We start from the raw sequence: 14,265 nt of genomic DNA, 5'->3' as shown, positions 1-14,265 counted from the left end.
ACCTCAGAATTCTTTCTCCGGCTCAGGATACCAACGCTCTAACAATTCCGAGGAGCGCTCTAACTCCTTGGTGGAGCTTTCACGGGTCAGCAAGGTTGGCTTAATCAAGATAACCAACTCAGCTTTTGACGAAAACTCACGTTTATTAGTGAAGAACTCACCCATAAACGGAATATCACCTAACAGCGGCACCTTAGAGTCGGTATACCCTGTCAATGAGGTCATCAAACCACCAATGACTACCACGTCACCACTGTGCGCTTTAATCACTGTATCGGTTTCCCGAATATCGCTCACCGCCAGCGGCAGATCGATGGTGTCGCCGCCAAACACAATCACTTTGTTCTCTTCAGTCACGTCGGTGATCGATGGGTGAACGTGCAATAAAACGGTACCGTCTTCATCGATCTGCGGGGTCACATCAAGGGAGATACCGCTAAAAAACGGGGTCAGTTCGATATCAGGCGTGGTTGAGGTCGCGGTGCCAGTCACTGTGGTGGTAGACACATCAGTAACATAATACTCATCCGTCCCCACTTTAATTAGCGCCTTTTGGTTGTTGGACGCAGAGATCCGTGGACTGGACAGCACGTTCACCTCCCCTTGCGTTGAGAGCAGGGAGATAACACCACTGAAATCACTGTTCGAAAAACTAAGATTAACGATACCGCCCAAGTTGGTGGTGAGTTCGTTACCCAGCGTCGCCGCTGTATTGGTGAAGTTGAAATCGGTGCTACCTATATGGCTAACCGCTCGCTCCCAGTTGATCCCCTGCTGGAAATCATCGTTCAGCGTCACCTCTATAATTTTAGCTTCCAGCAGAACCTGTCGTTGTAACGTTTCTTCCGAACGTGCCAAGTAATCACTGACCTTGCGCAGCTCTTCAGGATAGGCATGAACCGTCACCAAACCGGATTGCGGGCTCACAATCACCTTCCGTCCGGTGCCATCTCCTACCAGAGAATTCAAGATTGTCGTCAGCTCCGTCCAATAATCCGTTTGGCTCTTAGTGTGGATGAGCGTGCCACTTAAGCCCTGGCTGTTACTGTCAGAACCGCTGGAATCACTATAGCTGTCACTGCCACCTGAACTATCACTGTTGCTATTACTGTCATCATCATCGGTCAGACGCGTGGTCAGGATGGTCGTCCGCGACTCGCCGTCACGGGTCATAAACAGGTAATCAAGGGAAAATGTTTCGGTTCGCATACCGGCGGGGAAAATATTCAGCACTTTGCCACTGCGTCGAACATCGTAGCCGTATATATCTGTCACCACATCGAGCGTTTCAGCCAGAGTGACATCTTTCAGGTGTAAGGTAATATCCCCCACCACATCAGGGTGAACAGCCACGCTGTACGAGGAGTCATCGACCAAGCTGGCAAAAAACTGTCGCGCTGGAACGCCATCGGCACTGATCTCGAAACGGCGCTCCTGCAGTAACGCCTCCCCTGCCAAGGTCGGGGCGGCAGGTTGGGTCTCGGGCATCAATTCAGCCATCACATCCGCCGGCGGCGCGGTGGTTTCTATATCCGCTTGTTCATTTTGCCGGTTATTATCAATCGCTTCCTTAATGGCTTGTTTTTGCTCGGTATGGGCCAGTTTTGGCGTCGTTTCGCAGCCCAATAACAGGCCTAACCCACAAATCGCAATAACACTTCGCTTCATCAGCATGTTCACTTTTCCTATTTCGACGCCTGTTTGACCGTAGTAAACAGAGTCAACTTAACGCGCTTATCTCCGCGGATCAGTTCAACCTGATTGGCCGATATCTTCCCGACAGTGTATCCACGGATCTTCTGTCCTGTGCGCAATTGCTGGCCATTAATAATGACCAAGCTTTGCTCATCTTGAAATAAAATCTGTTGCAGCTGCAAAGAGGAAGGTTTTGCAGCCTGTTGCCCACCGCCAACGGCGGCTCTCTGCTGTCCGGGTGGACGCGTCGGATCCTTCAATTCAGTGGCAGCCATCGCCAGCGATGAAGCGCAGATCAGTAAGCTAAAAAACAGTCGTTTCATCCTAGCTCCCGATAAATGTTCGGCTGGTACTGAGGGTAAACAGCTCAATCACCAGTTGGGCTTTTGGATACGTACCCACTTGGTAATTAAAGCTCTTCCAGTAAAAACGTGTCGGCAGCCCCTCCACCTCGGCAATAAAACGCATCAAATCGAAGTAACGCCCCTCGAGCTGTAACTCAATACCATGTTGATAGAGGTTTATCTGCTGACCGGAATCATCCACCAGATCCAGCATCGGGATCGGTGTTTTAGAAGTCAGCGCCAACAGCTTCACGCCTTTGCCTTTATCCAGCACCTGTTCCAACACGGCGGCCATCCGGTAGGCTGGCACCAAATCAACGGTTTGCGTTTCTAACTGCTGGTCGAGTTTGCGAATAGCAAGCTCTGCTTCCTCAATCTCTTGCGTCAATAGCTCATTCAGATCCTTGCTTAGGCGGATCTCAATATCGGCGATCTGAGTCTGGGTACGAGACTGTTCATCAAGCGCCTTGACCATATTGGCCTGAGTTTTTCGCAACTGAAGATAGGCAGGATCGACAAATAGGCTGTAGCCACCGAAAAGCACCAACACTAACCCAGAAACCAGAATGAGCACCCGTTCCCGGATGCTTAATCCATGATAGCGCGTAAGTAACTGCTGCCACTGGCTCATTCACTCTCTCCCGGTAAGCTGCTGAGAGTAAACAGCAAGCGCTGATTTTCATCTCGACTCATAGACAGCGAAGCGAACCCGGCCTTTTGCAATCTTGGCCCTTGGTGGAACCCCTGCACCCAACGGGGTACAGCTTTCGACGTGCGGGTGAAGCCGGTCAAAGCCAGATTAGTTTCGCTGGCTTTTATACCACTCAACCAGACATCATCATCGTGGTGCTTAGCTAGCTCCAACATCAACTGTGAGAACCCCTGATTCTTTAGCGGTTCACGGTTACTTAGCTCACGTAGTAAATGGGTTTTCACTTTATGTTCGGCGGTTACCAACTCTTTTTTCCGCACCAAGTTGCTGGATGGCTGTCGCTGTTGCAGCTGCTGGGTCAATGCCGCCAGCTGCTGATTGAGTTGTTTGTTGGTCATCTGTGTCATCGACAGTTGATATTGCGCGTCAGCCAAACGGGAATTCAACCAGATGGCACTCCCGGCAATAAACAAAATAGAGAGACACCAAAACACCAGCACAACCGGCAATGACAACGACTCTCTTTGCGGTCGTAAGGCATCAACATAAAGATTGATATGTTGCTTCATTCGTCCCCCATGCCGGCAGCAAATACCCCAGCAAAACTGAGTAACTCACCGCTGTTCAAATTGGCAGAGATCGCCACTTCAGGCTCGAAGGTGACCACGGGAATAAAGAAATTGGCAGACATTAACTCAAGGAGCAACGGGGTATTGTCACCCGGCAAAGCGACCACTATCTGTTTCACTGGCGCTTGTCTTAACTGGCTTTCAAAGTAATCCAACGAACGCTGAACTTCCAAGCTCAAATTATCAACAACACCGGCTCTTAGCTCTTCGCCAGTCATCGACACCAGCAGGTCATAGCCACGAATACGTCTTGAGAAAAACAACATCCCCTGCTTCACAATTAACAGCAGCAGCTCTTCATTTGCCTGTTGCACTAACAGCAGTTGCGCTTCGTCGGTCACTGGAAACAGTTTTGGCAACGTCAGCTCATCAACCGCGATGCCGCTTAACGGCAGCTTAGCCGCGTGTATGCCATCAACCATTGGCTTGAGCACTTGAATATCGGCACAAACCACATTGAGCTTATTGGCTCCGGCAGGCTGCACCGGCAGTTCGAAGTAATCGAGGATCATATTTTCGGGTGCGATAGGCACCAGATCTTTGATCGCCCAAGAGAGCGCTTGAGCGATCTCTGCGTCATCGACTGCTGGGCGATCAACTTGCACGATGTGATAGTAACTAGGTCCCACCACCAGCTGGCAGTCACTGGCGTTAGGGGGCAGCGCTTCGCCCGTGGCAAGCGTTTGCTCAAAAGTGATGTCTGAGCGATAACTCAAACTCTCCGCGGATATGGTATGAGGTGCTCCGGCGCGAAAGCGGCACAGAGTTAACGTATCATTGCTGACCCTAATACCGATACGTTCTCCGGACGCCTTGCGGCCAAACAAACGACCGAGCGGCATTCATATCTCCCTTGCGGCCTCTGCGGGCCTTTATCATAGGTTACAGCTTGCGCTGTATAGTTTAGGATTATCGCTTAAACGCCCCGCTTATCAATGAACTAATAGCCTAAACTGTTGTGCCTGTGGCAAAAATTGACGATGTTCACGCAAAATTAAGAGATCTAGCACAGGCTTCACCACTGATGCCGGTGCCATTACCACTGTGTCAGCGCCATGGCATCACCCTCTATTGCAAGCGCGATGATCTAATCCATGGGGAAATTTCCGGTAATAAATGGCGTAAATTAAAGTATGGCTTGCTCTACGCCGCAGAAAGGGAGCTGACGCATCTGCTCAGTTTTGGTGGTGCCTTCTCCAATCATATTGCTGCGCTGGCGGCAGCCGGTCACCACTTTGGATTTACCACCACCGGCATTATTCGCGGCGAGCCGGATGCCGCCAACCCGACACTCAAACGCGCCGCTGAGCTGGGGATGAAATTACACTTTGTCGATCGCCAAACCTATCGGCGCAGACATGAACCGGAATATCTTGAGCAACTGCAACGCCAACATCGCAATACGCTGATTTTGCCTGAGGGCGGTAGTCATGCCTTAGCATTGCCCGGCGTTGGCGAGATCCTGACAGAAATAGATATTGAATATGACAGCTTGATCACCGCTGTTGGCTCGGGAGGTACGCTTGCCGGGCTCATTGCCGCTGATCAGGGAAAACACCAACTGCTTGGCATACCTGTGGTAAAAGACAACAGTTTGGCAGCACGTATTCAGCGGTTAGTCGCGGAGCAAGCGCCACACTACCAAGCAGCGCCGAGTCACTGGCAGCTGCTGCATGGTTACAGCGCAGGGGGGTACGGAAAAGTCCCAGCAACACTGCAACAGGAGTTGATTGAACTGGCGCAACATTGCCCTATCCCGCTTGAACCTGTCTATACCGGCAAAGCGTTTTTAGCACTGATGAGTTTAATTAAAGAGGGCTATTTCCCCGCCGGTCACAAAATTATTTTTCTGCATACTGGCGGGTTACAAGGCCTGGCCGGATTGGCTTACCGCGGGCTATTTCAGATGCCCAACACTAAGCCAAATTAGCTGCTTTCGGTACACTCAGCAACCCGTTCCAGTGATTCAGAAAAGAAGTGGCCTTGGCCACCGTAGACACCAAGATTTCGCAAGGTGCGCCATTCCGCTTCGGTCTCCACACCCAGCGCAAAAATATGCACTTTTTGCTCCTCCAAACTACCGGACAAACTGCGGACAAATAGCTGATTTTCAGGCCTGTTTTGGATATCTCTGACGATACTGTGGTGCAGTTTCAGGTAGTCAATCTTTAGCTTGTTGATGTAGTGACTTCCCACCACAGTCTGCCCAACCCGATCAACCAACAACTGGCAGCCTGTTTGCTGAAGCTTTAGCAGAGGCGCCTGTATATCATCTTGATGGTGACTGACGTGGTATTCAGAGACTTCAATGATAATGCGATGTGCGATCGCTGGGTGGCTGTCCAACGTGGCGAGTAACCACGTCATGAACTCATCATTCATCAATGAGTCACAGGACAAATTGATACTGCAACGCTCGGTATCGGCTTTTTCATACTCAAGTAGCTTTATCAACTGCTCGATAATAATGCGGTCAATTTTTGGCAATAGCCCGCAGCGAGACGCCATAGGCAAAAACACCCCTGCGCTCACCAGCTGGCCTTTATCATCACGCACCCGAGTCAACACCTCATGGTGATGGATCCGACTGGCTGAGCTGGTAACGGCACTTTGAGTAAACATGACAAAGGTACGTCGGGCAATCGCATTCTCTAAAAGAGCACGCCAACGTACCGAGCCTAAAGCATGACCTCGTTCGATCACTCCGCGGTCATACATAAACCAGCAGCTTGGGCCCTGCAGTTGCGCAGCCCGTAGTGCCATATCGGCTTCTGAAAGCACCTGATAGCCTTCATCTCCCTGAGCAAACAAAGCCACACCAATATGAATAAAGCACTCGCGGTCGACAATTTCCGGTACAGCTAAGCGACGCAGACCCCGTTGCAGTTTATTGGCAAGATCTTCCACCTCTCGAGGCATCAAATTAGGCACTAATGCGGCAAAATCCGCGCTGGAACGCCGGGCTATCACTGTATCGTTATAACCAGCCAGAAGCTGCCCGAGTATATTACTGAATTGGGAAACCAACTCGGCACTGGCTTCCTCACCCAGTTGCTCTTTAATCAGGTCAAGTTCTTGCAGTTGGATCAGATAAACCGCACCGCCATCATTGGCTTCACTATCACGCAGAACGCCATCTAAACGGTTATCAAAAAATCGGCGATTACCAAACCCCGATTCCAGATCAGTAAAAGTATTGTCGCGAATAAACTGGTCAAAACGGCTGCGCTCTTGTTGCGCAGATTTGATCTGTTGCTGCAACTGATCCAATGCCTGGCTAACGGCAGCAGGCGATTCTCCCGCCTCGGCTTGCGCGGCCTGACCATTTAAGATCCCTTCGCCCCGCTGCTGCAGCAGCGCCACACCCTGCATCTGTTGCCTGCTGGTGCGGCCAGCATAAAGCACAGCAAAACTACTCACCATCACAGCAACTAGCAGGGCAACCAACCACCAAAGACTGCTAAATACACTGATAAATAAAGGTTTTAGGCCAAGTAAACCCCAGCGTTTTTGGTGGGTCGGTAAGCGTAGTCTCACCACCGAAATCCCCTGCGTGGCGAGATCTTCACCAGCCGGGTACTGATAAATAGTATGTCCACTCTGCTTAACGGTCAGAAAGACTAAATCATCAATCAAGGCCAGTGCAGGCTGCAACGACTCATGGTTTGCCTCTGCTTCATTACTCTCTGCAAAATGCGTATCCAGCAGCCCTTCGATCACCGCAACCTGGTCAGCCCGTTGCTGCGAGGCGTGCAGCAAAGCTGCCGAGGCAAACAACAGGGCAACCAAGACCGTTGATAACAGCAAGCTGCCGGTCCATGCTCGCTGTAACTTTCGGCTTAATTCCATAGGTATTCCTTTACGTTAATCAACCAGTGACTATCGATAACTAAACGGCCCATTGCTGCTGCCAGGCATCAAGATCCGCACTCATCATAGGTTCGGCGGCATAATACCCCTGACAATAGTCACAACCTAATTCTCTTAATAACTGCCAACCTGCGGCATCTTCTACCCCTTCGGCAACAGTCGACAGGCCAAGCTTTTTCGCCACATCGAGACTCGCCTCAACGATAGCCCGCAACTTTGGCTTACGTGCCGCATCACGAACAAAACTCTGATCAATTTTAAGCTCTGTAAATGGGATCTGGCCAAGCTTTTCCAATGACGAGTAGCCAGTACCAAAATCATCAATCGCCAGTTGCACACCGTTCATACGTAAGCGTGCCAGCGTTTCAATCATAGGGCCTAGATCGGCCGTCAACTCACACTCGGTCAATTCGATCATGCATAGTTCAGGCGGTACCTGATAGCGCTTAAGCAAACGCATAAAACGATCGCAAAACTTGGTGTCAGTCATAGAGTTAGGCGGCAAGTTGACGGCCACCGTGACCTCTTGCCCCTGTTTGATAAATTGGCGAGATTGAGCCAGCGACGCACTTAACATCACTTCACTCAGTAACTCGATCTCTCCCGCCCGTTCGAGCAGGGGCAAAAAGAAACCAGGCGTGATCACGCCGCGCGATGGGTGGTACCAACGCACTAGACTTTCAACACCGATCCACTGCCGATTATCGAAACGCACTTTCGGCTGAAACACGGCATTAAACTCTCCCTGTTCCAACCCTTCCATCACCTCATGCAGTGCGATAGGCAGTTCGTTATCAGTTAGAGATTCAGCACTAGATTGATGAGTCAACATAGGCACCAGTTGCGAAGGTTGCACTGGCTTGGCCAAGGTACCAAAAACCTTTAAGCCATACTCGGTCGCCATCGCCTCGGCGGAATGCAGCAGCATATCGGATTCAGCGCTGACCAAAATAAGCCCGCCATGAAAACTGCGTTGGCCCAGATGGCGAATAAACTCTAGCCCATCCATGTTTGGCATCTGCAGATCACACAGAATGATATCGAACAGGATCCCCTCAGACAGCAGCTGCAAAGCTTGCTTACCATCCTCAGCCTGCCAAGATTGCTCTACTCCAAGTCGCTCCAGCAGCTGCAACAGCAGTTGCCGCGGCACAGGTTGATCTTCCACCAGCAAAATCCGCAGTTCACGGATCTTGTCTCTCTCTTCTACGGTCATCCTTTCCCCAAAAAGCAGCGCTATACTTATCAACAAGATCCTTTCAAAGGAATATGCGATGCGCGCTGTCCATCAAATGTTCATGGGTGTCATAGCTCTGCTATGTTTGGCTAGTATATCGGGCTGCAGCTCCAATACTGCCCTACATTCACAAGTTAAGCCGAAAATTCCAAATTCGCTATGGCAAGACAGCGCTTTTGTTAACCGCCCCACGATCCCTTCGCAGGCCGAAATCTTCACGATCTCACCACAGATGCAAGACTACCTTAAATCTAAACTTAGTGGTCATAGTAAAGGAAGTCACACAAAGCTGGAGCGACTGGTCGATCTTTTACGCTCAGAAGATGAACTGATGCTCAGCTATGACAATCGAGCGACACTAACCGTTTCGGAGGCATATCAGCAACGTTTAGGTAATTGCCTGACACTCTCTTTGCTGACCCAAGCCATTGCAGATGCATGGGAGTTAGATGTGCGTTTACAGCAACCCGATTTCCCAGAGCTGTGGGAGCATAGGGACGATATCTATCTGGTTAGCCAGCACGTTAATGTAAAAATCGACATACCCAGTGCCTATGGCATTGGTGAAGCTGCCACCGACAACGCACATACCATCGACTTTAGCGGCAACCCCAGCCTTCGCTATCTGCCGCAGAAATCGTTATCAACCGAACGTGTGGTGGCGATGTTTTACAACAACCGAGCAGCTCAGGCGATAGCGAATAAAGATTTTGACAGCGCATACTGGCTAAGCAAAGCGGCACTGACTGCAGATCCAGGCTTTATCTCAGGCTACGCCACACTAGGGGTAATATATGCTCGCTCCGGCCAGCTCACACAAGCAAACCAAGCCTACCGAACAGGCTTAGCACATCAAGCCGATCATCCACTACTACTCGCCAACCTAGCCATTTTGCTAGAACGGCAAGGAGACAGCGAGGCACTGGCAGAGATCCAGCCCCGCCTGCAAAAAGTGATTGAAACCAATCCATTTCACTATCATGAGCAAGGAGAGCAGGCATTCAAGGCTGGCGAGTATCGCACAGCCCTTCGGTATTACGAGCGAGGCATTAAACTCTCTCCCTATATCCACGATCTCTATTTTGGCTTAGCCAAAAGCTACTACGCCCTTGGCCATACTCAAAAAGCGAAAAAGTATTTAGAAGTGGCGATGGAGTTAGGCAGCAGTTATGCCATACAACAAAAATACCGCCGTAAGTTGCAACAATTGGACAGCTATACGCAAACAACAGCGGCATTAAACCAGTAACCAAAGCTCTGTTACTGTCTCTGTTGGATTTGCTCTGCACTTATCGCTTGGAGACGCATTCGCTCCCATTTAAGTCGTCGCACGCTGTGCCCCTACGTCGGCCATTCTTTCATCTGACAAGTGTGACTCACTCTGCTCAGGCAGAGGCCTGTTGCTAATCCCAAAGCTGTCTCTGCATACGATAAAGTGGCCATGAGTCGACGGTTCACGGCCACGTAGAAGTCACAACAATCTTGAGTAAGTCACAGTCGGTGAACCACAACTACTGTATGTTCAATGGCATAGGAAATAGATAGATGCCTTTGTCTCTTTCTACCTAACTCGGCACACCAACAAGCAAAAATAACTACTTATTCCGACATTTGGATAGACGATGTATTTCAATACTTTAAAGGGAACCGCCCTGCTCTTTGGCTTACTCCTAAGCTTTACTAGCCAGGCACTGAATGACACTAGCTACTTAAACGACGCGGATCATCAATTCTGGTTTGAGCTAAATGATCTACCCACGGTCAAATTACACTTCACTGAAGAACAGTGGCGTCTGCTATTAACCTCGACCAGCAGCGACCGCGAGGAGGTCAGCGGTGATCTAACCTATGTAAAGGATGGCATTGAATACCCGCTAAATAATCTGGGGATTAAGGTCAGCGGCAACACCAGCTTTGTCTTACCTGAAGACCACAACGGGAACTATGTACAAGCCAATTTCACCCTTGATTTTGATGAGTTTGTCGATGACCAGACCTTACGAGGCATCACCAAACTCAAGCTAAAACGGTTCAAGGATGACTCAAGCTATGTGCGCGAACCACTATCTAACCAGATCATGCACAACTTCGGTGTCTGGACAGCACACTCTTCGACTTACGCCCGCTTGGTGATCAGCATTGGCGACCGAGCTGACGCCTATTTTGGCATCTACCGGATGAATGAAAGCGTCAACCGTAAGGAGTATTTGGATAAACGCTTTGGGCCAGACAACGACGGCGGCTTTCTATGGCAGGGAAATCATAAATCCTGGGGTAAGGCACACTTTTCCAAGATCAACGCACAATGGGGCGGCGTAGGTGACTTTGAACAGGCCAGCTTTGAATATAAAGGCAAAGGCTCAAAATACCTTGAAGGGCATGCCCAACTGGTTAACTTAGCGGAGAACTTTACCAACCTGCAAGGCGAAGAGTTTGAGGCCTATGTTGCGCAACACATCAATATTCCCCTACTCCTAAAAGGGTTAGCCAGTGAGGCGGTACTCGGCCATTGGGATGGCTTTTGGGGAAATGGTAATAACTATTTTATCTATATTGATGAAAGTGAAGTGATGCATTTTGTCCCCTATGACACAGATAACACCCTGGGAACATCGTTGCTGGTCAGTGATTCCGGTGAGCGCGATCCCTTGGTATTCGCACCGCCTGCCGATGCGCCATTACTGGTGCGTAAGATCCTCGCCATTGACCGCTACATGGACGAGTATAAAACCTATATTGAAGCACTGGTGACGGATAGCGGGCTGATGGTAGAGGGTGACTCGGTGCAATGGATAGCGACTATTCATCAGCTTATCGAAGCCGATATTGCAAACGCCACTGGCGACAATCAGATCATCGCCGACCGACCCGCCTACTGGGGAAACCAAAGCAACTATCGCATCTATGAGACCAACTCAGGAAAGAACTGGTATTCAACCCGCCGCACCGCGGTGTTAAATGCCTTAGATGGCTCTAATCACGCCTACCCAACCGTGTATTACCGTGGCGTCACCAACGATTGGGGCGCGAGCCTGATGACTCAGGTATCTGCAGATGTTTGGCGTATCACGGTTAATAGCGACGAGGCGACCAATGCCTCCGGAGATCCGCGGTTTAAATTCGATATCTACGCAGACTGGAGCCACAACTATGGTGACAACGATGCCGACGGAATGGTTGAGGAGGGGGGCAATTCAATCCACTTCGGCGATGGCTTTGGTGAGTATCAGATCACTTTCTTTGCTGCCGACGGGCGCTACGAAGTGGTGAAAGCGGTCACCCCACCTCCAGTCGTTCTGCAGCCGCCAGTGGCTGACGCTGGCGACGATATTCAGATAGAAGAGGGAGAGTATGCTTATTTTGATGGTGCAGGCTCCGCAGATGCAGATGGGCAGATCTTGAGCTACCAATGGTCTAACGACATGGTCGGCGTCAACCCGTCTCAGCTCTACGCCAACGCAGGAACCTACACCGTGACCTTAACGGTAACGGATAATGATGCCCTGAGTGCAACCGACAGTGTGGTCGTTACCGTCACAGCAAAAGCCGAAGAGGAAAACGAAGGTGAACTAGAGGAGGCCGCCTCAGGCGGCGGAGGCGCAATTGGGTTCGGCCTGCTACTCCTGATGGCTGCGGGCGTTCGACGAAGAAGCCACTGCAATAGTTAAGTTTGCAGAGGTCGGTTCCAGCAAGCAATCGAAGCAAAAAGCCAGCGCCTAATTGCGCTGGCTTGAGCATAAACCATCAATCTATTTTCAGGTGACACGGTGGCGTAACTAAACAACAGACTTAGCAACGAACACGCATCGTCAAACAGATTCATTGCCCGGCTGATTTGATCCCCCTGTGATAGGCGGATACCGCCGGTATGGTGCTGACCAACACTGTTGCCGCAATGACAGCCGCCATCATGCTCAATGACGACTGAGAGATAAAGTTGGCACTGATATGCAGGCCATACTCAGTGCTCAGGTAACCGTTCAGCACCAGCAACGACGCACTGAGTACGCCCCCCGCCAGTGCCATAGACAGCAAAACGATAATCAGCGCCTCTACTTGTATCAGCCGGAACAGGAACCAGGGCGACGCACCGATCAAGCGCATCACTTGGATCTCTCTTTGCCGCTCGCGAATAGAGGCGAGCATCATGGCACTTAAGCCCAACAGTGAAGCGACGAGGATCAGCACGGAGATAAGACGCAGTGTATTTTCCATCACCGCCATCATCTGCCATAACTCGCTTAACGCCACACCGGGCAGAATTGCTGTCAGCGCCTCACCACGATACTGATTAATCGCACGTTGCACCCGGAACGTCGATATCTTCGAATTTAACCCCACCATCATCGCAGTAATACTTTGCGGCAACAGCTGGTTGGGATCGATAAGCGGAGCAGGAGACGCGGTAACCGGCAACTTCACCCCTTGCTGCCAATTGATATGAATCGCTTCAATGCCCGCCAAGCTCACGTGCAGTGCTTGATCAACCGGTGTACCTGTTGGTGCCAGGATGCCAACCACGGTAAACGGTTTATCGTCATGACTACTGAACTGGGTGCTCACGAGGCCATGGGATAAAATCAAGCTGTCGCCCAGTTGATAATTAAGCTTACGCGCGACATCTGCCCCTAACACCACATCGAACAGGTCGCTGAATCCATCGCCCGCTGAAAAGCTCAAGCTTTGCTGCTGGCCATACCGAAAATGCGTAAAGTAATCCGTTGTCGTTCCCATCACCCGATAGCCCTTATGGGAATCCCCCAGAGAGATCGGTATCGTCCAGGCGATATCAGGCAGTTCAGTGATCTTCTGATAGGTCGACCAACCAATATTATTGGTCGCGTTCCCCATCCGAAAGACCGAATAGAGCAACAGATTAGTAGAGCTGGTGCGAGCGCCAACAATAAGGTCCACGCCGGAAACAGTCTGGCGAAAACTCTCTTTCGATTGCTGACGAATATGCTCAACCCCCAGTAGTACAATAATACTGACGGTCAACGCCAACACAGTCAGCAGTACAGACCCCTTGCGACTATACAAGCTTTTCCAACAGAGGCTTAAAAACACGAGAGCTCCTCCGTGGCTTGATTGATATCGAGTATCGATTCATGACGCACAAAATGACTGGCTAGGTCATCCTCGTGACTGACAAATATCAGGGTGGTTGGGTGCTCCGCTAGCATCGCCATCAGCAAGGTCATAAACTGGTCACGATTTTTCTTGTCCAGCGCGGAGGTGGGCTCATCCATGATCAACAATGCCGGCCGATTAATCAAAGCTCTGGCAATGGCCACCCGCTGCTGTTGTCCCACGCTTAACTGCTGGCTAGCTTGATGCCACAACGACGTTGGGATCCCCAAATCATCCAGCAAAGACTCAGCGAGCTGACCGGAACCACCGTTGCTGGCGAAATATGCAGCTAAGCGCACATTCTCCAGCGCACTTAAGTAAGGCACCAGATTAAACTGCTGAAACACGCAGCCGATGTGATTAGCTCGAAACTTATCCCGCTGACGGGCACTCATCTTGTCCAGTCGCTGACCACAGATCTCCAACTGCCCCTGCGTCACAGGGAAAGTACCGTTCAGAACATTGATAAGGGTGGTCTTGCCTGACCCCGATGGCCCCTGTAAAAAAACATGCTCTGCGCCATGGGCTGACCATTGTGGAATATTAAGCACTGGCGTTTGTGCTTGTCCCGGGTACGAAAATAATAATTCGTGAATAACAATCGACATGGACTTGTTCGCTAATCCGAGGTGTATGATTGGCCCAACCCTTTGCAGGATAGTTCCACTCTAGCCGTTATGATATAACGTCAATATTGATGCATGTTAT

Annotated in this window: 12 protein-coding genes; 3 read left to right on the top strand and 9 right to left on the bottom strand. The window is 50.5% G+C overall.

Annotation, left to right across the window (positions count from 1 at the left end; genetic code table 11):
• Positions 1-3 precede the first annotated feature (3 nt).
• From mshL to pilM, 5 genes are read right to left on the bottom strand one after another with little or no spacing between them, the layout of a single operon-like run.
• Complete coding sequence (gene mshL / locus DU002_RS09300; protein ID WP_233496463.1) at positions 4-1,674, bottom strand: pilus (MSHA type) biogenesis protein MshL; 1,671 nt, start codon at positions 1,672-1,674, stop codon at positions 4-6.
• An 11-nt stretch (positions 1,675-1,685) separates the two neighbouring features.
• Positions 1,686-2,018: an MSHA biogenesis protein MshK gene (locus DU002_RS09295; RefSeq protein WP_114338109.1), complete on the bottom strand. Its 333-nt coding sequence runs from the start codon at positions 2,016-2,018 to the stop codon at positions 1,686-1,688.
• A gap of 1 nt (position 2,019) precedes the next feature.
• On the bottom strand, positions 2,020-2,670 hold the full coding sequence (gspM, locus tag DU002_RS09290) for a type II secretion system protein GspM (protein ID WP_114338108.1): 651 nt from the start codon (positions 2,668-2,670) through the stop codon (positions 2,020-2,022).
• Positions 2,667-3,260, bottom strand: coding sequence for a PilN domain-containing protein (locus DU002_RS09285; RefSeq protein ID WP_114338107.1), 594 nt, complete (start codon positions 3,258-3,260; stop codon positions 2,667-2,669). The genes gspM and DU002_RS09285 overlap by 4 nt, the downstream gene beginning before the upstream one ends.
• A complete protein-coding gene (pilM, locus tag DU002_RS09280) occupies positions 3,257-4,162 on the bottom strand; it encodes a type IV pilus biogenesis protein PilM (protein WP_114338106.1) in 906 nt (301 codons plus the stop codon). Before pilM ends, DU002_RS09285 begins: the two co-directional genes overlap by 4 nt.
• A 122-nt stretch (positions 4,163-4,284) precedes the next feature.
• Here pilM and DU002_RS09275 point away from each other — a divergent pair, with 122 nt between their 5' ends.
• Positions 4,285-5,250: a 1-aminocyclopropane-1-carboxylate deaminase/D-cysteine desulfhydrase gene (locus DU002_RS09275; RefSeq protein WP_199405210.1), complete on the top strand. Its 966-nt coding sequence runs from the start codon at positions 4,285-4,287 to the stop codon at positions 5,248-5,250.
• Here DU002_RS09275 and DU002_RS09270 read toward each other — a convergent pair.
• Together DU002_RS09270 and DU002_RS09265 are read right to left on the bottom strand one after the other, a co-directional pair.
• Entirely contained in the window at positions 5,247-7,169 is a 1,923-nt protein-coding gene (locus DU002_RS09270) for an EAL domain-containing protein (protein ID WP_114338105.1), read from the bottom strand. The two genes, DU002_RS09275 and DU002_RS09270, sit on opposite strands and share 4 nt — an antisense overlap.
• Before the next feature lie 40 nt (positions 7,170-7,209).
• On the bottom strand, positions 7,210-8,406 hold the full coding sequence (locus tag DU002_RS09265; RefSeq protein WP_114338104.1) for an EAL domain-containing response regulator: 1,197 nt from the start codon (positions 8,404-8,406) through the stop codon (positions 7,210-7,212).
• Positions 8,407-8,659: 253 nt separating this feature from the next.
• On the opposite strand from DU002_RS09265, the gene DU002_RS09260 reads away from it, so the two are divergent.
• Positions 8,660-9,676, top strand: a complete 1,017-nt coding sequence (locus DU002_RS09260) for a tetratricopeptide repeat protein (RefSeq protein ID WP_158538014.1) — start codon at positions 8,660-8,662, stop codon at positions 9,674-9,676.
• Positions 9,677-10,049: 373 nt separating this feature from the next.
• Complete coding sequence (locus DU002_RS09255; protein WP_114338102.1) at positions 10,050-12,095, top strand: CotH kinase family protein; 2,046 nt, start codon at positions 10,050-10,052, stop codon at positions 12,093-12,095.
• A gap of 151 nt (positions 12,096-12,246) precedes the next feature.
• On the opposite strand, the gene DU002_RS09250 is transcribed toward DU002_RS09255, so the two are convergent.
• Entirely contained in the window at positions 12,247-13,494 is a 1,248-nt protein-coding gene (locus tag DU002_RS09250; RefSeq protein ID WP_114338101.1) for an ABC transporter permease, read from the bottom strand.
• Positions 13,485-14,165 carry an ABC transporter ATP-binding protein gene (locus DU002_RS09245; RefSeq protein WP_114338100.1) on the bottom strand — a complete coding sequence of 227 codons (681 nt, stop codon included), beginning with the start codon at positions 14,163-14,165 and terminating at the stop codon, positions 13,485-13,487. Before DU002_RS09245 ends, DU002_RS09250 begins: the two co-directional genes overlap by 10 nt.
• Positions 14,166-14,265: the final 100 nt, after the last annotated feature.

The organism is Corallincola holothuriorum, from assembly GCF_003336225.1.
GTDB lineage: Bacteria > Pseudomonadota > Gammaproteobacteria > Enterobacterales > Neiellaceae > Corallincola > Corallincola holothuriorum.
The sequence above is the reverse complement of the archived record's forward strand: the minus strand, read 5'-3'. Positions and strand labels throughout refer to the sequence as shown.

Excerpts from the sequence above, each read along its gene's own strand:
- DU002_RS09255 (WP_114338102.1), top strand. The coding sequence starts at position 10,050 with ATGTATTTCAATACTTTAAAGGGAACCGCCCTGCTCTTTGGCTTACTC.
- DU002_RS09260 (WP_158538014.1), top strand. The coding sequence starts at position 8,660 with ATGCAAGACTACCTTAAATCTAAACTTAGTGGTCATAGTAAAGGAAGT.
- DU002_RS09285 (WP_114338107.1), bottom strand. The coding sequence starts at position 3,260 with ATGAAGCAACATATCAATCTTTATGTTGATGCCTTACGACCGCAAAGA.
- pilM (WP_114338106.1), bottom strand. The coding sequence starts at position 4,162 with ATGCCGCTCGGTCGTTTGTTTGGCCGCAAGGCGTCCGGAGAACGTATC.
- mshL (WP_233496463.1), bottom strand. The coding sequence starts at position 1,674 with ATGCTGATGAAGCGAAGTGTTATTGCGATTTGTGGGTTAGGCCTGTTA.
- DU002_RS09295 (WP_114338109.1), bottom strand. The coding sequence starts at position 2,018 with ATGAAACGACTGTTTTTTAGCTTACTGATCTGCGCTTCATCGCTGGCG.
- DU002_RS09270 (WP_114338105.1), bottom strand. The coding sequence starts at position 7,169 with ATGGAATTAAGCCGAAAGTTACAGCGAGCATGGACCGGCAGCTTGCTG.
- DU002_RS09245 (WP_114338100.1), bottom strand. The coding sequence starts at position 14,165 with ATGTCGATTGTTATTCACGAATTATTATTTTCGTACCCGGGACAAGCA.
- gspM (WP_114338108.1), bottom strand. The coding sequence starts at position 2,670 with ATGAGCCAGTGGCAGCAGTTACTTACGCGCTATCATGGATTAAGCATC.
- DU002_RS09265 (WP_114338104.1), bottom strand. The coding sequence starts at position 8,406 with ATGACCGTAGAAGAGAGAGACAAGATCCGTGAACTGCGGATTTTGCTG.